The following is an 18,928-nucleotide window of genomic DNA, read 5'->3' on the forward strand; positions in this document are numbered from 1 at the left end:
GATTGGGGGAGCGTGTCGTCATGGAGAGTGCTTTTTCGGCGGCGGGCTGTAGCCTAACACCATGACTGCACCCCTCTTCCTGCTGGATCCCGATCACGATGATTCCCCACTGGCCAGCGATGAGCTCCATGCTGGCTGGCGTCTGACTCTGCCCGAGCACGTTTGTCGCCATGCCTTGGGTTCCATGAGGCTGAGGAACGGGGACCAGCTGGATCTATCAGACGGGAGCGGACTGCGCATCAGCGCCCTGGTCAGAGATGCCTCAACCGGCCTGGTGGAGGTCACCGCTGTGGGCCGGCAGGCGCCTCCCGAGAAAGAACTGATTCTGGTCCAGGCCCTGGCTAAGGGCGGCAGGGACGAGCAAGCCATAGATATGGCCACCCAGATCGGCGTGGATAAAGTGATGCCCTGGCAGGCTGATCGGTCCATAGCCAAATGGAGGCCAGGCCGCAACGACCGGCACTGGCAGGCCGTCTTGGAAGCAGCCACTGAGCAGAGCCGGAGGGCCTACCGTCCTCGGCTGCTGGGCAAGGTGGACAGCCGTGGTCTGGGCGCCTGGTGTCGGAAGGCGACCGATGAGGGAGGCCTGGTCCTGGTGCTGCACCAGGACGCCGACCTTGGTTGGGATGCGGTCCGCAAACGCGTAGACAAGCTGCCAGAGAGCTCGTCGGTCGCCGTGGTTGTGGGTCCTGAAGGCGGAATTGCCGATCAGGAGGTCCAGACCATGATAAGGGAGGGGGCCCTGGCAGTCCGGTTGGGGGACAATATCCTCCGGGCTGCCCTGGCTGGACCTGTGGCCCTGACCCTGCTGGCGGACATGCTGGGTCGCTGGAAGTCAGAGGCCCCTGAGCCCAGCGCATGAAGTCGCACGCAATATACATCCTCGACAATAAGATGGAAAACAGCGAAAACACCAAAAACAGCAATTTCGGCAAACAGTAAGGAAGCAAGGAGTGGTCATGAGCGATGACGATCGACAGGAGGACTGCATTTTCTGCAGAATCGTGGCAGGGGAGGTCCCCAGCGAAAAGGTCTATGAGGATGAGACCGTCTACGCTTTCAAGGATGCCAACCCCAAGGCCGCCGTCCATGTCCTGATCGTCCCGCGTCACCACTATGCGTCGGTGGCCGACCTGGCCAAGGCTGATCCTGACACTCTGGCCCACATCGTCCAGGTGGCGCAGCAGATCGCCGATCAGGACTATCATGGAGCCTACCGGCTGATTTTCAACACGGGGGAGGATGCCGGCCAATCAGTCTTCCATGTCCACGCACACGTCCTGACCGGACAGGTGTTGCCCGAGTGACGCCCGTGTTCACCATCGTCATCGTGCAGGAAGGGAATCCGTGGCGGTAACTACGCGAACCCTGGAGATTCCGGAGGGGATCGACCCGGTTCAGGTGCTGGGGCCGGAGGATGCAGTCATCGACAGGATTGAGCGCGCCTTCCCGGCAGTGTCCATCCTGGTTCGTGGCAACCAGATCATGCTGCAGGCTCAGGACCGGCAGGGGGACGTTCAGGCGGCTCAAATACGGGATCTGCTGACCGAACTCATGCAGACAGCCGACCAGGTCCCAGTGGATGCCGATCAGGTGGGGCGAATACTGGACCATCGCCGCTTGGGGACGGCCGACGCAGCCGATTACTCCCCTCCAGAAGGGCGGACAATTAACATTACAGACCGCAATTATCAGGAGACAGCCATTGCAGAGTCCGAGGGGGACAACACACTGGAAGGCATCAGCCAACTCCGCCAGGCGGCCCCCGCTGCAGTTCGTCGCCGCCCTCTGACCCAGGCCTCCAAGGGTCCGATCAGGCCCAAGACTGCTGGCCAGTCTGCTTACGTGGCCGCCATTGAAACGCATACCATCACTTTCGGCATCGGCCCGGCCGGCACCGGCAAGACCTATCTGGCGGTGGCCAAGGCTGTGCAGGAATTCCGGGCCGGGCGCATCGGGCGTATCATTCTGACCAGGCCTGCCGTGGATGCGGGGGAGAGCCTGGGCTTCCTGCCTGGCACCCTCAATGAGAAGGTAGACCCCTATCTGCGGCCCCTCTACGATGCCCTGGCTGACATGCTGGGCACCTCGCGGCTCCATCGGCTTCTGGCTGATGAGACCATTGAGGTTGCCCCGTTGGCCTACATGCGCGGGCGTACCCTGAACGATGCCTTTGTGATCCTGGACGAAGCGCAAAACACCACCCGCAGGCAGATGAAGATGTTCTTGACCCGTCTTGGATTCAACACCAAGATGGTCATCACCGGCGACGTCACCCAGGTGGATCTGGGCGGGCCCGCATCTGGTTTGGCCACTATAGAACAGGTGCTGCACGGCATCAACGATATTGCCTTCGTACACCTGCAGGCGGCCGATGTTGTGCGCAACCGACTGGTTGGGCAGATTGTCCGGGCCTACGACCGCGCCGATCAAGCCAGCAACCGGGGACGGGAGCAGGCATGAGCGTAGAAGTGACCAACGAGACCCAATGGCTGATCGATGCCAAGACCTTCTCCGACTTGGGGGTATGGGTACTGGACCAGATGCGGGTGAGCACCCAGTCCGACATGACCATCATCTTCAACGATCCCGAGCCCATGGCGGTGCTGCATGAGCGCTGGATGAACCTGGACGGTCCTACCGATGTCATGAGCTTTCCCATGGACGAGCTGCGCCCCGGCGATGAAAACCATCGGCAGGAGGGAATCCTGGGCGATATCGTCATCTGCCCCTGGGTGGCGGCGCAGCAGGCCTTGGCAGCCGGCCATTCCACCATGGAGGAGATGCTGTTGCTGGCCATCCACGGTACCCTGCATCTGCTGGGGTATGACCACGTCAGCAGGGAGCAGGAGGCGCAGATGTTTGGATTGCAGCGCCAACTCCTGTTGACCTTTTTGGCCTTGCGCCAAGGGCCCATCACGGATGCCGCGCTGCCGGCCGGGGCCACCAATGCTCTGGAGATCTATGAGCGGTACGGCCGCGATGCCCATCAGGGAGGCAAATCCCATGAGTGAGCGGACCATCGCCGCCCTGGTGATCATGGCTTTGGCCGTAATCGCCCTGGTCGTGCTCTCCCTGGCGCTTGCCGAGGCCCAGGGTGCACTCAACCGGGTGACCCGATCCAGTCTCAACAATTTGATCTTGGGATTGCAGACCGATCAGGAACTCAGCCAGTTCTCTAGGATGAAGCGAATCGACCGTATTCATCGGGCCCAGAGTCTGATCTCCCAACGGCAGGTGACCGGAAGCGCCTGTGCCTTTTTCCGCATCATCTGCGACATCATGGTCGGCGTCCTGGTGGCCAGCATGGCTGCTCTTGGCGGCCTGTCCCTCTGGGAGCAGCTGCTGTGTGGAGTGGTCATGGCCATCCTGGTGGCCGCCGTCTCCGTCACCCTGGGTCCGCATGGCCGCTCCCGCCAGCCTATGGAAACGCTGCTCAAGCACGTGCGTCTGGTCGGGCTGGCCGTTCTTCTGACGCCTTTCAAGCATCGGCGGCAGGCTGAGGCCCGTTCCCGCAAAAACCATCGTGGCGACCTTTCCGACGACGAGGAACTGGAGAAGATCCAGATCGAACAGGGCCGTGCCATGGTCGACCAGCTGGTGGAGGCCGGCGCCTTCGATCCGGAGATCTCCGAGATGCTGAAGAACGTGCTGACCCTGTCGACTACGCTTACCCGGGAGATCATGGTTCCTCGCACCGATATGATCTGCATCTCCAAGGATGCCACTTTGGATTCGGCCCTGAAGCTCTTCTCCCGGTCGGGATTCTCCCGCATTCCCGCCATTGGCGACGACGTGGATGACCTGGTCGGCATCGTCTACTTGAAGGATGTGGTCCGCGCCCTGGCCTTTAGCCGTAAGGGCGACAGATCGATCGCCTCCATCATCCGTCGGCCCGTCCTGGTGCCTGAATCCAAGCCGGTGGACGACCTCTTCCACTACATGCAGCGCTCCCGCCACCACCTGGCTGTGGTCGTGGACGAATACGGGGGCATCGCCGGCCTGGTCACCATTGAGGACGCCATCGAGCAGATCGTGGGCGAGCTGGAGGACGAGCATGACCAGGTCCAGCACGATGAGCCCAAGCAGATCGGCCCACACACCTGGCAGTTGCCGGTCCGCACGCCCATTGCCGACCTGGAGGAGCTCTACGAGATCACCATCGACGAGGACGATGTGGATACGGTCTATGGCCTGCTGACCAAGCTGCTGGGCTCCGTGCCAGTCTCAGGCTCATCGGCAGTGACCCGAGGAATCAGGCTGACCGCAGGAGAAGCCGTGGGTCGCCGCAAGAAGATCGCCACCATCGTGGTCGAGCCAGCCAACGGATCCAGCATCGCCCTGGAGGACGGTGTAGGGCAAGAAGACCAACAGGCCGACGGGGATCAACCCGGGCAGGGCAGTCAGGAGAATTCATGACCAAGGAAGAACACAGTGATGCCAAGGCGCCGGTCCACCGATCGGGGTTTGTGGCAGTAGTAGGCCGACCCAATGTGGGCAAGTCCACGCTCATGAACGCCCTGGTAGGCAGGCCCATCGCCATCGCCTCCTCCCGGCCGGAGACCACCCGCAAGGCTATTCGAGGGATTATGACCCGCCCTGAGGCCCAGGTGGTCTTGGTGGATACCCCGGGCATTCACCGTCCGCGCACCCTGCTGGGCCAGCGGCTCAACGACGTGGTGGAGGCCTCCCTGTCGGACGTGGACGCCATTGCTTTTTTGTTGCCTGCCGACCAAGCCATAGGCCCTGGCGACCGTCGCATTCTCAGCCGGCTGCGGTCCGACTTCGCCCGCAAGGACAAGGACGGCAAGTGGATCTGGCGAAAGCCCCTGATCGCCATAGTGACCAAGATCGACCAACTGGGCAAGAGCCAGCTGGTGGACAAGCTTCTGGAGATTGGCGTCTTTGCAGACTTCTCTCAGATCGTTCCGGTCAGTGCCATGGAGGCTGACAACGTGGACGAGGTGGCACAGGTTTTGATTGATGCCATGCCCGAGGGCCCCCAGCTCTACCCTGACGACCAGCTGACCGAGGAGCGTCCAGAAGATATGATCGCCGAGATGGTTCGCGGAGCCTACCTGGAAGAGCTCAACGACGAGCTACCCCATTCCCTGGCCGTCCGTGTGGAGTCCATCGAACCGGATCCGGAGGGCGGACGCGACACAGTTCAGATCGGCATTTATGTAGAGCGCGACTCCCAGAAGCCCATCGTCATCGGGCGTGGGGCCGAGCATCTGGTGCGGGTGAAGAAAAAGCTGCGTACTGCCGTCAACCGGACCATGGGTCGCAAGGTCCGGTTGGATCTGCACGTCAAGCTGGCCCGCAACTGGCAGACCGACCCCAGGCAGCTGGATCGCCTGGGGTTCTGATCGTGCTCAGCGGCGGGGTGCCGGGGTGCGCTTGGCCGTGTACATCCGGGTGTTCAGCAGGTCGGCATAGCGCTCGATGACCTTGGGCCGGATCACCTTCATGGATGGTGTCATCAGCCCGTTGTCCTGGGTGAACTCCTCGGGCAGAATGATGAATTTGCGCACCGATTCGGCCCGTGAGACGCCCTCATTGGCCCGGTCCACATACTCCTGGACTTCGGCCCGTACCACGGCGTTCTGCGCCGCCTCCTGCAGGGACATGTTGCGATCCAGCCCCTTGGATGCCAGCCAGGGCCGCAGGGCGGACTCGTTCAGGGTGACCAGGGCAGAAATGAAGGGGCGCTTGTCGCCCAGAACCAGAGCCTGGGAGACGATCTCGGAACGTTCGATGACCTCCTCGATGGGCCTGGGGGAGACGTTCTTGCCTCCGGCCGTGATGATCAGGTCCTTCTTGCGCCCGGTCAGGAAGAGGAACCCGTCTCGGGAGAGCCGCCCCAAGTCGCCTGTGGCGTACCAGCCGTCCCCAGTGAAGGAATCGCGGGTGGCCTCCTCGTTCTTGTGGTAGCTGTGGAATACGCAGACGCCCTTGATCTGCACCTCGCCGTCCGATGCGATGCGGATGGTGAATCCCGGGAAGGGGATGCCCACCGAGCCCCTGTGGTAGGGGGTGCCCAGAGGGTTGAAGGCGCAGGGCGCAGTGGTCTCAGTCAGGCCGTAGCCCTCATAGACCGGGACATTGGAGCCGCGGAAGAACCCCAGCAGCTCCGGGTCCAGAGGAGCGCCTCCGGAGACGATCCACTTGGCCCGTCCGCCCATGACTTGGCGTAGGGAAGAGTAGACCAGCGGGTCGTAGAGGGCTCTCCGCAGGGCGCTTCGCCTGGTTGGCCAGCCTTGGCGAGAGATGTCCTCCATATAGGTGCGTGCCGCCCGAGCAGCTCCGTTAAAGATTCTGCCCTTGATACCGTGCCCGGCCTTCTGGGAGGCGGCGTTGTAGACCTTCTCGAAAACCCTGGGCACGCCGATAATGACTGTAGGCTTGGACTCCTGCAGGTCAGACAGCAGGGTTGCCAGTCCAGAGGATATGTACACGTGCATGGTTCCGTAGACGACCCCGTAGCTGATGGCCCGAGCGAAGGTGTGTGCCTGGGGCAGGAAAAGCAGGATGGATCCATCCGGGTCAAGGGTCAGATTGGGGATGAAGGCGTTCAGGTTTCTGGCCAGTTGGCAGTAATGCTCATGGGTCATCTCCACGCCCTTGGGCGCCGCCGTGGAACCCGAGGTGTAGACGATGGAGCAGAGGTCAGTCTTGTGGATGGAGTTGATCCGCTCGTCAAGCTCGGTGTCGCTGACCGACTCCCCGTAGGCCTGCAGCTCCTGCAGGGCCCCGGACTCCAGACAGGCGATCCGCTCCAGGGTAGGGCAGTCCTTGTCGGCCCCCTCGGCCTTGGCGCGCATCTCTGCGGTCTGCACCACCAGCAGCCTGGCGTCGGAGTTGTTGACGATGAATCGAATCTGCTCGGCCGAATCGGTGTCGTAGATGGTGGCGATGACCCCGCCGATGGACAGGACTGCGGCATCCACGATGTCCCACTCGTAGCTGGTCCTGCACATGAAGGCCACGGCATCGCCCTTCTTCAGCCCATAGTGCAAGAAGCCCTTGGCGGTGGTTCTGATGTCATGCAGGATCTCACGGCCGGTCCGGTAGGTCCAGCTGCCGTTCTCTACGAAGTGCAGAACCGGCTGGTCGGGGGTGCGGCGGGCCCGGTCGGCGTAGATGTCATAGACAGTCATGTCGTCTGGCACCGGTCCCATGCCGGCGGTGGTGGCCGAAAGCAGCCCCGAGGCTGGATCCATGCGCGTGGTGGTGGCGTAGTCGGCCGACCAGAAATGCGTGTTGGGCAGGGCGAGTGACTCCTCGGCGGCCCGGGGGGAGGCCTGTGACGGATCCCCATTCTCCTCGCCAGTCGGTCCCTCCCCATGACCCACTTGGTGTGCCATAAAAGATTTGGCCGATGCTAGTAACGACACGTTGTCTCCTTCAATAATCGCGGGATATGTCCAGAATAGCCGCCTACTTGGAAAAGGGCAGACTGGGTGCTAAAGTACACATGTTGCTTTGGCGAGGGAGGATTCATGGCCTCCGTTATCGACTCGGCTGGATCATCGGCGGCCTTTCCTTATGGGCGGTCCGGAATCCGACGCGGCGATGCGCCAGGACCGGCCCAGGTCGGTCTTGAGGAACCACTCAAGGAAGGAAGCCAGCATGGCTAACACAATTAAGCTCGATGGCGAAGTCCGCGACAAATTCGGCAAGGGAGCGGCACGCCGCATGCGCGTGGCCCAGCAGATTCCCGCCACCATCTACGCCGGCGGCGCCCAGCCCGACTACATCAAGCTGCCCATGCGCGAGACCACTCTGGCCCTGCGTCGTGCCAACGCCCTCTTCTCCATCAGCTTCGGCGGACAGACCAAGACGGCCGTGGTCAAGGACGTGCAGCGCAACCCGGTCAAGCGCCAGGTGGAGCACATCGACTTCTACGAGGTCCGCGCCGGCGAGAAGGTCACCGTGGAGGTGCCTGTCTTCGTCAGCGGCGAGACCAAGGGCGCCGCCGTGGCGCTGGTCGACACCCAGAACCTGCAGGTCAGGGCTGACGTGTCCAACCTGCCCGAGCGCATCGACATCAGCGTGGAGGGCCTGTCCGAGGGCGACAAGATCCTGGCAAAGGACGTCAAGCTGCCCGAGGGCTCCGAGCTGGTCATCGACGATATGGAGGATTCCATCGTCTCAGTCGAGATCCCCAAGGAGGAGAGCCTGGAGACCCCCTCCGAGGAGACCGAACAGGCCGATGTGGAAGCTGCTCCGGAGGCCGACGCCCAGGGCGAGTGAACCCAGAGTTCCGTTCTATAAGGCCGTGGGATCATCACGATCCTGCGGCCTTTTTGTCTGAGACGGTCACTATGCGAAATGCGCCGGACAGGTTTGGGTCTGCCTATGCGATAGTTCGGGTACCGGGCATCGCCATAAGCATCGCACCCGAGCAACCAGATACAGCAGCAAGAAGAAGTGGTAGATAATGGCAGAGCAATCACATCACGACCCGAAGGCACTCAATGAGTTGGCGGACGCTTTCCAGGTCATTCCCAACGATCATCCAGCCTCTGACGAGGAACGTGCCCGGCTGATTGACAAGCCCGCCTTCGGCCAGCTTTTCTCAGACAACATGGCCCACATGGGATGGACCTCGGATGACGGCTGGAAGGATCGCAGGGTTGAGCCCTACGGGCCGCTGAGCCTTGATCCAGGTGCCTCGGTGCTTCATTATGCCCAGGAGGCCTTCGAGGGGCTCAAGGCCTACTACCACGACGATGGTTCTATCTGGCTCTTTCGGCCCGATGCCAACGCCCAGCGCTTCTACAACTCAGCCAAGCGCCTGGCCCTGCCTCCGCTCGAGCCCAATGACTTCCTAGGATCGGTCGCGGCCCTGGTCCGCCGTGACGCAGACTGGGTGCCCAAGCGGCGCGAGTACACGCTCTATATGCGCCCCTATATGTTCGCCTCCGAGCCCTTCCTGGGCGTGCGCGCTCCGCATGCGGTGGACTATTGCGTCATCGCCTCGCCCTCGGGACCATACTTCGCCGGCGGTGTCAAGCCGGTCAGCATCTGGGTGGAGGATAAGTGGTTCCGCACCGGCCCCGGCGGCACAGGTTTTGCCAAGTGCGGCGGCAACTATGCGGCCTCCCTGCTGGGTGAGAACCGCGGTGCCGAGCACGGCTGCGAGCAGGTCTGCTTCGTCGATGCGGCCACCAAGACCTACCTGGAGGAGCTGGGCGGCATGAACATGTTCACCGTCCACAAGGACGGACACCTGGAGACCCCCAGCCTGACCGGAACCATTCTGCCCGGCGTCACCCGCAACTCCCTAATCGCTCTGGCACAGGACAACGGCAGGGACGTGACGGAAACCATGATCCGTCTGGACACCCTGCTGGATGACATCCGCTCGGGCGAGGTCACCGAGGTGTTCGCCTGCGGGACTGCTGCCATCATCACCCCGATCGGGCGCTTCAAGTCCGAGAACTTCGACGTTCAGGTGGCCGACGGAGGCTCGGGCGAGGTCACCATGGACTTGCGCAACGAGCTCCTGGGCATCCAGCTGGGCGAGATCGAGGATCCGCACGACTGGATGTGGAAGGTCTGCTGAACGCTGAACCCATGCCTGCCTGGCAGGTCTTAAGAGGAAGGCGGCGCAGGGCGACACTTCGCCCTGCGCCGCCTTCCGTTATCTTTGTGGCCTTGTGCACATCATCGGCCTGTTCAGCTGTGGGGTTGGCTAATCTATAGACAGACTTGAGTGCGGGACGAATCCGGGAGGAGAAGCGCGGGATGAAGACGGCCTTGGAGGGGAACCTCATCTTCATGGTCATCGAGTACCTGGGCATCTTCAGCTGCGGGCTTTCGGGCGGTCTGGCTGCCGTGCGCAAGGGTTACGACATCATCGCCATCCTTTTGGTTTCATGGATCAGCGCTCTGGGCGGCGGAGTGGTCCGTGATGTCCTGCTGGGCCAGGTGCCCCCCAGCGGCATCACCGACAAGGGCTCGGTCATCGTCACCCTGGCATCAGGCCTGGTGGTGGCTGTCGCCCATCCCGAGATCAGCAGGATGACCTGGTCCATGCTGGTCACCGATGCCATGGCGCTGGGATCCTTCGCCGTCAACGGGACCGCCAAGGCACTGATGTGCGGAACCGGCGGCATGACAGCCATCTTCATGGGTATGGCCACGGCCCTGGTCGGGGGGCTCATTCGAGACATCCTTCTCAGCCAGGTGCCTGCAGTCATCCAGGACCAGCACTGGTACGCGCTGCCTTCCCTGATCGGCTGCTTGCTGACCCTGGCCTCCGCGCGCGCCCGGCAGCATGGGCTATATCCGGTCCGGGTCGACATGGCTCTGGACCTGGCCATCGTGGCCCTGGTGGTCGTCCTGCGCATCATCTCGGCAAAATTCGACATCCTGGTGCCTGGGGCAATGGACCGGCGCTCGGCCCGGCTGCCGCTCAACGATGCCCAGCTGACCAGGGCCATCCGGCATCTGATGCGCGGCCGGTCGGACATCAGCGTCACCATCCAGCACGACGACAAGGATGCCAACGAGAATTCAAAAGGGGAGCCGGGCGTCAAAAAGGGCCGGTGATCCAAGCGCTTGGATCACCGGCCCTTGTGGGGCGCTTCAGAGGGCGTTGACGGCGTTGGCCAGACCGGACTTGCGGTTGGCGGCCTGGTTGCGGTGGATTACACCCTTGCCGGCGGCCTTGTCCAGACGGCGGGCGGCCACCTGATAGGCAGCCTGAGCGGCCTCCTTGTCACCGGCATCCACAGCCTTGCGCACGGAACGCACGGAGGTCTTGATCGCGCTCTTGACCTCTTTGTTGCGCAGGTGCGCCTTTTCGTTGGTGATGACCCGCTTCTTCTGCGACTTGATGTTTGCCAATGTTGCTCCAAACGATGAATGTATCTGTACAGACAAACCACCATACTAGCACCTGACCGCGAGAAGAATCCTTTTGGAGCGGGCGCTTCGGCCCAGGGCATCGTCTAGAATCGTTAGACCAGACGTACGTGAGGAGAGCAGACCGGTGCAGGAAGCCAAGAACCAACCAGGATTCACCGACCAATCGCTGATCCGCAACTTCTGCATCATCGCCCACATCGATCACGGCAAATCCACGGTGGCCGACCGGATCCTGCAGCTGAGCGGGATTGTGCCCAAGCGCGAGATGCACGATCGGTTCCTGGACAGGATGGACATCGAACAGGAGCGCGGCATCACCATCAAGTCCCAGGCCGTTCGCCTGCCCTGGGTCAAGGATGGCGTCGAATACACCCTGGGCATGATTGACACCCCTGGCCATGTGGACTTCACCTACGAGGTCTCCCGGGCCCTGGAGGCCTGCGAGGGCGCGGTTCTGCTGGTGGACGCCACCCAGGGCATCGAGGCGCAGACCCTCTCCAACCTGTATATGGCTCTGGAGGATGACCTGACCATCATCCCCGTCCTCAACAAGATCGACCTGCCTTCGGCCGAGCCGGACAAGCACGCCGAGGAGATCGCCAATCTGATCGGCTGCTCCACGGGCGAGGTGCTCCGGGTGTCCGGCAAAACCGGCCAGGGGATCCGCGAGCTGGTGGATCGGATCGTGGACCAGGTGCCGGCCCCCAAAGGGGATCCCAAGGCCCCAGCCCGCGCCCTCATCTTCGACTCGGTCTACGACTCCTACCGGGGAATCGTCACCTACATAAGAATGGTGGACGGCGAACTCAAGGAGCGTCAGAAGATCCGCATGATGGGCCGGGGGACCGTGCACGACCCCATCGAACTGGGCGTGATCAGCCCCGATATGACCCCCACGAAGGCCCTGGGGGCCGGGGAGGTCGGCTACGTGATCACAGGCGTCAAGGACGTCAGCCAGTCCAAGGTGGGCGACACCGTCACCACCGAGTCCAACCCGGCCAAGGAGCCCTTGCCTGGCTATCAGGACCCCCAGCCCATGGTTTATTCCGGGCTCTTCCCCATCGACAACGCCCAGTTCCCCGAGTTGCGCGACGCCCTGGACAAGCTCAAGCTCAACGATGCCGCCCTGGTCTACGAGCCGGAGACCTCCGTGGCCCTTGGCTTCGGCTTCCGCTGCGGCTTCCTGGGGCTTCTGCACATGGAGATCGTCACCGAGCGCCTGAGCAGGGAGTTCGGCATGGATCTGATCGCCACGGCCCCCAACGTCACCTACCAGGTGACTATGGAGGACGGCAGCGAGCACACGGTGACCAACCCCAGCGAGTTCCCCGATGGCAAGGTTCGCCAGATTCTGGAGCCCGTGGTCAGCGCCGACATCATCACTCCTAAGGAGTTCATCGGACCGGTCATGGAGCTCTGCCAGGACCATCGCGGGCAGATGGGAACCATGGAGTACCTGAGCCCCGAGCGCGTCGAGATGCACTACCGTATGCCCCTGGCCGAGATCGTCTTCGACTTCTTCGACCAGCTGAAGAGCCGGACCAAGGGCTACGCCAGCCTGGACTACCAGCCCGACGGCACTCAGTCCGCCGACCTGGTCAAGGTGGACATCCTCATCCAGGGGGAGAAGATCGATGCCTTCTCGGCCATCGTCCACAAGGACAAGGCCTACGCCTACGGGGTGATGATGACCAAGAAACTGCGCAAGCTGATTCCGCGCCAGCAGTTCGAGATCCCCATCCAAGCGGCCATAGGGTCGCGGATTATCGCTCGCGAGACCATCAGCGCCCTGCGCAAGGACGTGCTGGCCAAGTGCTACGGGGGCGACATCACCCGCAAGCGCAAGCTGCTCGAGAAGCAGAAGGCCGGCAAGAAGCGCATGAAGATGCTGGGACATGTCGAAGTGCCCCAGGAGGCCTTCATCGCCGCCCTGAGCACGGGCCAGGCCCAGGATCGGGACACCAAGGACAAGATCCGGGCTGCCGCCAAGAAGGAGGGCTGAACGGGTGGGATCCTACCAGGTCTACATCCATGTGCCCTTCTGCATGCGCCGCTGCGGATACTGTGACTTCAATACCTACACGGCCCGGGACCTGGGCGGGGGCGCCAGCCGGGAGCACTACGCCGACCTGGCCATTCAGGAGATGCGCATGGTCCGCGCCTGGCAGACTTCCCGGGGCCTGATAGAGCCGCCCGTATCCACTATCTTCTTCGGCGGCGGAACGCCCACCATTCTGCCTGCCCAGGATCTGGTGCGCATGGTCGAGTCCGTGGCCGACCTCTGGGGGTTGACCCCGGGGGCCGAAATCACCACCGAGGCCAACCCTGACACCGTGGATCGGGCCTACCTGGAGCAGCTGCTCCAGGGGGGCATCAACCGGGTCTCCTTTGGTATGCAGTCAGCAGTGCCCAGCGTCCTGGCCACCCTGGACCGCACTCATACCCCGGTCAATGTGGCCACCGATGTAGCCGCCGCCAGGGATTTGGGTCTCAGGGCCAGCGTGGATCTGATCTACGGGACGCCGGGGGAGCGGCTTGAGGATTGGCGGACCAGCCTGCAGGCTGCCCTGGACCTGGGCGTGGACCATGTCTCCGCCTATGCCCTGACCCTGGAACCCACCACCAAGATGGGTCGTGCTGTGCGCCGGGGCCAACTGCCCGCCCCCGATGACGATGACGAGGCGGCCAAGTACGAGATGGCCGACGACATGCTCTCCCAGGCAGGCCTTGACTGGTACGAGATCTCCAACTGGGCCCGCCCCGGCCAGGAGAGCCGCCACAACCTGGGCTACTGGCACAACGTGGACTGGGCTGGCATCGGGCCCGGCGCTCACTCCCACTATCGTGCTCTGGAAGGCCAGGTCACGGGCATGGCACCGGTGGAAGCAACCCGGAAGCAGGAGCCCATGCCCTCCGTTTCGCCCGGGTTCAGAGCCACAGGAACGTCAACGACGCAAGAGGCCCTTTCCATGACACACTGGTGGCTTTCGCCGGAGCCCGGCCTGGAGGAGCGGCGTGCCCGGGCTATTCGCTCCTGGGACATCGCCCACCCCAGGGACTGGGCAGCCGCCATGGATGCCGGACAAGTGCCCTGGCAGGATGCCGAGCTTCTGGGCTGGAGGCAGGACCTGGAGGAAACGGTCATGCTGGCCCTGCGCCTGCCTGAAGGCCTAGGAATGGATCGGCTGACCAGACAGGCGGGTCGTCCGGCCGACCCGAAGATTCTTAAGGTTTTGGTCGACCAGGGACTCCTGCATCCCGTGAGCGACAGGATCCAGGTGACCCGCCGGGGCCGCCTGCTCAATGATCTGGTCATCGATCAGGTCCTGGAGGCAGTAGGAATTCGTTAGACACTGCGGAACGTTACACGGATGTCACCTGTGAATGCATTATTGTGTTTATTCACCAATGACCAGGCTCTTCAAGGGTGGAGCATGCCGGCCCCGCCCGCGTCCCACGAATGAGGTGATTGCGGTGTCATTCACGGCCCCCCTCGATCTGCATGTCCACGGTCCGCAAGGGCTCTATGACCCTGATACGGAACACGATGCCTGCGGTTTCGGCATGGTGGCCACCCTCAACCGACAGGACGAAAGACTGATTGTTGAGCAGGGCATCCGCGTCCTGGTCAACCTGGACCACAGAGGGGCCGTGGGAGCCGAGCCCAACACCGGCGATGGGGCCGGCATCATGCTCTCCATGCCTGACGAGTTCATGCGCACCCGTGTCTACCAGGATCTGCCTGAAGCCGGCCGCTATCTGGCGGGCATGGCCTTCCTGGACAGGGACCCGGCACAGGCTGCCAGCCAGGAGGAGGCCATCGCATCGATTGCAGGCCAGGAGGGACTGCGTGTCCTGGCCTGGCGGGCAGTGCCCTCCGACCCGGGCGGACTGGGTCTGCAGGCTCTGGCCTCCATGCCGCGATTCCTTATGCCCATCATGTGCGACGCCGGCCCTCAGGGCCGCGGAGGACTGGACCTGGAGCGGCTGGGGTACCGGGTCCGCAAGCGTGCCGAGCACGAGCTGGGCGTTTACTTCGCCTCCCTGTCCTACCGGACCATCACCTACAAGGGCATGCTGACCGCCAAGCAGCTGCAGGGCTTCTTCCCCGACTTGAGCGATCCGGCCATGAAGGCCCGCCTGGCCATCGTCCACTCCCGCTTCTCCACCAACACCTTCCCCTCCTGGCCCCTGGCCCAGCCCTTCCGGATGATCGCCCACAACGGGGAGATCAACACCATCCAGGGCAACCGCAACTGGATGTCGGCCCGCGAGGGAAAGCTGAGCTCGGAGCTCTTGGGCGACATGGCCCAGCTGCTGCCGGTCAATACGCCTGGCGCCTCAGACTCGGGCACCTTCGACGAGACCCTGGAGCTGCTCCACCTGGCCGGACGGTCCCTGCCCCATGCAGTCTCCATGATGATGCCTCCGGCCTGGCAGCAGGATCCGGACATGGACCCGGACCTGAAGGCCTTCTACCAGTACAACGACACACTGATTGAGCCCTGGGACGGACCGGCGGCCATCGTCTTCACCGACGGAACCCTGGTGGGCGCCCAGCTGGACCGCAATGGCCTGCGTCCGGGCCGCTGGCAGCTGACCGAGGACGGCCACCTGGTCCTGGCCTCGGAGGCCGGCGTCCTGGAGGATACGCCCCAGGAATCCATCGTCGTCAAGGGCAGGCTGGAGCCGGGACGCATGTTCCTGGCGGACACCAAAGAGGGCCGGATAGTGCCCGACAATGAGATCAAACACCAGCTGGCCGGTCTGCACCCCTACAGGAAGTGGGTTTCCGAGCGGACTGTCCGTCTGGACGACCTTCCCGAGCGCGAGCATGTCAATTACTCGCGCATCTCGGTTCACCGCAGGCAACAGGCTTTCGGCTACACCCGGGAGGACCTGACCATGCTGCTGGGGCCCATGGCCGAAAGCGGCGGCGAGCCCATCGGGTCCATGGGCAATGACGCGCCCATCGCCGTGCTCTCATGCCGGTCCCGCTTGCTCTTCGACTACTTCACCCAGAAATTCGCCCAGGTCACCAACCCGCCTCTGGACTGGGAGCGCGAGAAGCTGGTGACCAGCATCGCCTCAGCCATCGGCCCTGAGCCCAACCTTTTGGAGGACACCCCCGAGCACGCCTGGAAAATCCACATCGACCTGCCTGTGGTGGACTCCGTGCAGATGGCACAGATCAAGCGCCTGGACCGGGCGCCAGTCCTGGAAGGCCGTTTCCGCCCCCGTCTGATCCGCGGCCTCTACCAGGTGGCCGGAGGCGGCAAGGCCCTCGAGGAGCGTCTGGAAGCCATCGAAAGGGAGGTGGACCAGGCCATCGAGGAGGGCTGCAATGTGCTTGTCCTGTCAGACAGGGACTCCAACCACATCTGGGGACCCATACCCTCCCTGCTGCTGACTGGGGCAGTCCAGCACCATCTGCTTCGTCAGCATACCCGCACGCAGGTCTCTTTGGCAGTGGAGGCCGGCGATGTGCGCGAGGTCCACCATGTGGCCCTGCTGATCGCTTACGGCGCCGCCTGCGTCAACCCCTACCTGGCCCTGGAGTCCGTGGAGAACCTGGCCAACAGCGGCGACCTGCATGTGGACGCCAAAAAGGCCTCTGCCAACCTGGTCAGGGCCCTGAGCACCGGGGTCCTGAAAATCATGAGCAAGATGGGCGTGAGCACCATTATGTCCTACCGTGGCTCCCAGCTCTTCGAGGCCGTCGGGCTGAGCCGTGAGGTCATTGACCGCTGGTTCACCGGCACCACCTCCCTGGTGGGCGGCATAGGCCTGGATGAGATAGCTGCCGAGGTGGCCCAGCGCCACCGGGTGGCCTACCCCATCGAGTGGACCGCCGGATCCGGGCATGATCTGGAGACAGGCGGCAACTACCACTGGCGGCGCACCGGCGAGGACCATCTGAACGACCCCGAATCCATCTTTCTGCTCCAGCAGTCCACCAAGCGCGGGGACTACGGGCTCTTCAGGGCCTACACCGACCATGTGAACGCGGCGGCCAAGCGGGGCATGACCCTGCGTGGCCTCATGGAGCTGCACTCCGGCAGGGCACCCATACCACTGGACCAGGTGGAGCCCGCCGAGTCCATCGTCACCCGCTTCTCCACCGGCGCCATGAGCTATGGGTCCATTTCCCAGGAGGCTCATGAGACCATGGCCCTGGCCATGAATCGGCTGGGGGCCAGGTCCAACTCGGGCGAGGGCGGCGAGTCTCCGGACCGGATTGCAGACCCTGCCAGGACCAGCCGCATCAAGCAGGTGGCCTCGGCTCGGTTCGGGGTGACCAGCGACTACCTGGTCTCGGCCGCCGACTTGCAGATCAAGCTGGCCCAGGGAGCCAAGCCAGGTGAAGGCGGACACCTTCCCGGCGCCAAGGTCCCGCCCTGGATAGCCCAGGTCAGGCGCTCCACACCCGGGGTCGAGCTCATCTCGCCTCCTCCCCACCATGACATCTACTCCATCGAGGACCTCAAGCAGCTCATCCACGACCTGAAGATGGCCAACCCTCGAGCCCGCATCCATGTCAAGCTGGTCTCCGAGCACGGGGTGGGAACCGTGGCCGCAGGCGTGGCCAAGTGCCATGCCGACGTGGTCCTCATCTCCGGCCAGGACGGCGGCACGGGAGCGGCGCCCCTCAATGCCATCAAGCACGCGGGAACCCCCTGGGAGCTGGGCCTGGCCGAGACCCAGCAGACCCTGGTCATGAACGACCTGCGCTCGCGGATTGTGGTCCAGTGCGACGGTGAGCTCAAGACCGGCCGCGATGTGGTCATAGCAGCTCTGCTGGGGGCCGAGGAGTTCGGCTTCGCCACCACGGCGCTGCAGGTGGAGGGTTGCGTCATGATGAGGGCCTGTCACAAGAACACCTGCCCCCAGGGCATTGCCACCCAGGATCCGGAGCTGCGTTCGCGCTTCACCGGTCGGCCCGAGGACCTGGTCAACTTCTTTATGTTCATGGCCCGCCAAGTGCGGGAGATCCTGGCATCCCTGGGCTTCACCAGCCTGGAGGAGGCGGTCGGCCACGTGGAGTGCCTGCGCCGGGACACCTCTGTGCACGCCTGGAAAAGCCAGGGCATCAACCTGGACGCCATCCTGCGCAAGCCGGGCCCCACCCCAGGCACTGTGCTGCATCACACCCAGGCTCAGGATCACGAACTAGACAAGTCCCTGGATGTGGAGTTGATCAATCAGGCCGTCGACGCCTTGGATGAGGGTCGGCCGGTGGCCGTCAAGGGAACCGTGCGCAACGTCAACCGGAGCGTGGGCACCATGCTGGGCTATAGGATCACTCGCAAATACGGGGCAGCCGGCCTGCCGCGGAACACCGTGGACATCACGCTGACAGGTTCTGCCGGACAGTCCCTGGGCGCCTTCATCCCCCGTGGCGAGACCATCCGGGTGATCGGGGAGGCTAACGACTATGCAGGCAAGGGCCTGTCCGGCGGTCGTCTGGTCCTCCACGCTGCCCAGGGAGTTCGCTTCGATCCGCACCAAACCGTCATCTGCGGCAATGTGGCAGGATTCGGTGCCACCTCAGGCGATATGTTCGTAGCTGGACGGGCCGGGGAGCGCTTTGCCGTGCGCAACGGTGGCGGCCGCTTCGTGGTCGAGGGCCTGGGCGACCACGGCTGCGAGTATATGACCGGCGGCCTGGTAGTGGTTCTGGGTTCCACTGGACGCAACTTCGGCGCTGGCTTCTCGGGAGGGGATGTCTACCTGCTGGATATGGATGCCTCACGGCTCAATCCTGAAGCCTGGAATGACGGCTCCCTGCTGGCCCTGGAGCCCGACCGGGACCAGGCGGCCATGCTCAGAGATCTCGTCGCCGAGCATGTCCGGCTGACCGGATCAAAGGCTGCGGCCGCCCTGGTGGAGGACTGGCCAAGCGCGCTGGCTCGGTTCACCCATCTGGTTCCCCGCCGTTATCTGGCCATGAAGAAGGCCATGGAAGAGGCCGAGCGCGAGCAGGTGGACTTCAACGCGCCCGGCGTCTGGGACGCCACCTACGCCCAGGTCATGGAAGGAGCGCACTGAT

The 18,928-nt window shown here is 63.4% G+C and carries 15 protein-coding genes; 13 read left to right on the top strand and 2 right to left on the bottom strand.

Annotation, left to right across the window (positions count from 1 at the left end):
- Positions 1 to 61 precede the first annotated feature (61 nt).
- The 6 genes from J3U06_RS04195 (at position 62) to era (ending at position 5,369) form a co-directional block, all read left to right on the top strand.
- Positions 62 to 862 carry a 16S rRNA (uracil(1498)-N(3))-methyltransferase gene (locus J3U06_RS04195; protein ID WP_267399887.1) on the top strand — a complete coding sequence of 267 codons (801 nt, stop codon included), beginning with the start codon at positions 62 to 64 and terminating at the stop codon, positions 860 to 862.
- 97 nt (positions 863 to 959) lie between these two features.
- On the top strand, positions 960 to 1,307 hold the full coding sequence (locus tag J3U06_RS04200; RefSeq protein ID WP_267399889.1) for a histidine triad nucleotide-binding protein: 348 nt from the start codon (positions 960 to 962) through the stop codon (positions 1,305 to 1,307).
- Positions 1,308 to 1,347: 40 nt separating this feature from the next.
- Positions 1,348 to 2,463 carry a PhoH family protein gene (locus J3U06_RS04205; protein WP_267444400.1) on the top strand — a complete coding sequence of 372 codons (1,116 nt, stop codon included), beginning with the start codon at positions 1,348 to 1,350 and terminating at the stop codon, positions 2,461 to 2,463.
- Complete coding sequence (ybeY, locus tag J3U06_RS04210; protein ID WP_220235885.1) at positions 2,460 to 3,014, top strand: rRNA maturation RNase YbeY; 555 nt, start codon at positions 2,460 to 2,462, stop codon at positions 3,012 to 3,014. Before J3U06_RS04205 ends, ybeY begins: the two co-directional genes overlap by 4 nt.
- Complete coding sequence (locus tag J3U06_RS04215; protein WP_267444401.1) at positions 3,007 to 4,419, top strand: hemolysin family protein; 1,413 nt, start codon at positions 3,007 to 3,009, stop codon at positions 4,417 to 4,419. The genes ybeY and J3U06_RS04215 overlap by 8 nt, the downstream gene beginning before the upstream one ends.
- Positions 4,416 to 5,369 (top strand): GTPase Era, encoded by a 954-nt coding sequence (gene era, locus J3U06_RS04220; protein ID WP_267444402.1) that lies wholly within the window; start codon positions 4,416 to 4,418, stop codon positions 5,367 to 5,369. The genes J3U06_RS04215 and era overlap by 4 nt, the downstream gene beginning before the upstream one ends.
- Positions 5,370 to 5,375: 6 nt before the next feature.
- On the opposite strand, the gene J3U06_RS04225 is transcribed toward era, so the two are convergent.
- Entirely contained in the window at positions 5,376 to 7,367 is a 1,992-nt protein-coding gene (locus J3U06_RS04225; protein WP_267430506.1) for an AMP-dependent synthetase/ligase, read from the bottom strand.
- A 135-nt stretch (positions 7,368 to 7,502) separates the two neighbouring features.
- On the opposite strand from J3U06_RS04225, the gene J3U06_RS04230 reads away from it, so the two are divergent.
- From J3U06_RS04230 to J3U06_RS04245, 4 genes are all read left to right on the top strand, one after another.
- Positions 7,503 to 7,640, top strand: coding sequence for a hypothetical protein (locus J3U06_RS04230; RefSeq protein ID WP_267399894.1), 138 nt, complete (start codon positions 7,503 to 7,505; stop codon positions 7,638 to 7,640).
- Positions 7,633 to 8,256: a 50S ribosomal protein L25/general stress protein Ctc gene (locus tag J3U06_RS04235; RefSeq protein ID WP_267444404.1), complete on the top strand. Its 624-nt coding sequence runs from the start codon at positions 7,633 to 7,635 to the stop codon at positions 8,254 to 8,256. The genes J3U06_RS04230 and J3U06_RS04235 overlap by 8 nt, the downstream gene beginning before the upstream one ends.
- 187 nt (positions 8,257 to 8,443) lie before the next feature.
- Positions 8,444 to 9,571: a branched-chain amino acid aminotransferase gene (locus tag J3U06_RS04240; RefSeq protein ID WP_220235880.1), complete on the top strand. Its 1,128-nt coding sequence runs from the start codon at positions 8,444 to 8,446 to the stop codon at positions 9,569 to 9,571.
- Positions 9,572 to 9,753: 182 nt separating this feature from the next.
- A complete protein-coding gene (locus J3U06_RS04245) occupies positions 9,754 to 10,560 on the top strand; it encodes a trimeric intracellular cation channel family protein (RefSeq protein ID WP_267444405.1) in 807 nt (268 codons plus the stop codon).
- A 36-nt stretch (positions 10,561 to 10,596) separates the two neighbouring features.
- Here the strand turns inward: J3U06_RS04245 and rpsT are convergent, their stop codons facing one another.
- Complete coding sequence (gene rpsT, locus J3U06_RS04250) at positions 10,597 to 10,857, bottom strand: 30S ribosomal protein S20 (protein ID WP_015021872.1); 261 nt, start codon at positions 10,855 to 10,857, stop codon at positions 10,597 to 10,599.
- Positions 10,858 to 11,002: 145 nt separating this feature from the next.
- Here rpsT and lepA point away from each other — a divergent pair, with 145 nt between their 5' ends.
- From lepA to gltB, 3 genes are all read left to right on the top strand, one after another.
- Positions 11,003 to 12,880, top strand: a complete 1,878-nt coding sequence (lepA, locus tag J3U06_RS04255; RefSeq protein WP_267444406.1) for a translation elongation factor 4 — start codon at positions 11,003 to 11,005, stop codon at positions 12,878 to 12,880.
- A 43-nt stretch (positions 12,881 to 12,923) separates the two neighbouring features.
- Complete coding sequence (hemW, locus tag J3U06_RS04260; RefSeq protein WP_416378930.1) at positions 12,924 to 14,228, top strand: radical SAM family heme chaperone HemW; 1,305 nt, start codon at positions 12,924 to 12,926, stop codon at positions 14,226 to 14,228.
- Positions 14,229 to 14,352: 124 nt separating this feature from the next.
- A complete protein-coding gene (gene gltB / locus J3U06_RS04265) occupies positions 14,353 to 18,927 on the top strand; it encodes a glutamate synthase large subunit (protein ID WP_267444408.1) in 4,575 nt (1,524 codons plus the stop codon).
- Position 18,928 lies beyond the last annotated feature (1 nt).

It is taken from the genome of Bifidobacterium sp. B4142, assembly GCF_026537325.1.
Classification (GTDB): domain Bacteria; phylum Actinomycetota; class Actinomycetes; order Actinomycetales; family Bifidobacteriaceae; genus Bombiscardovia.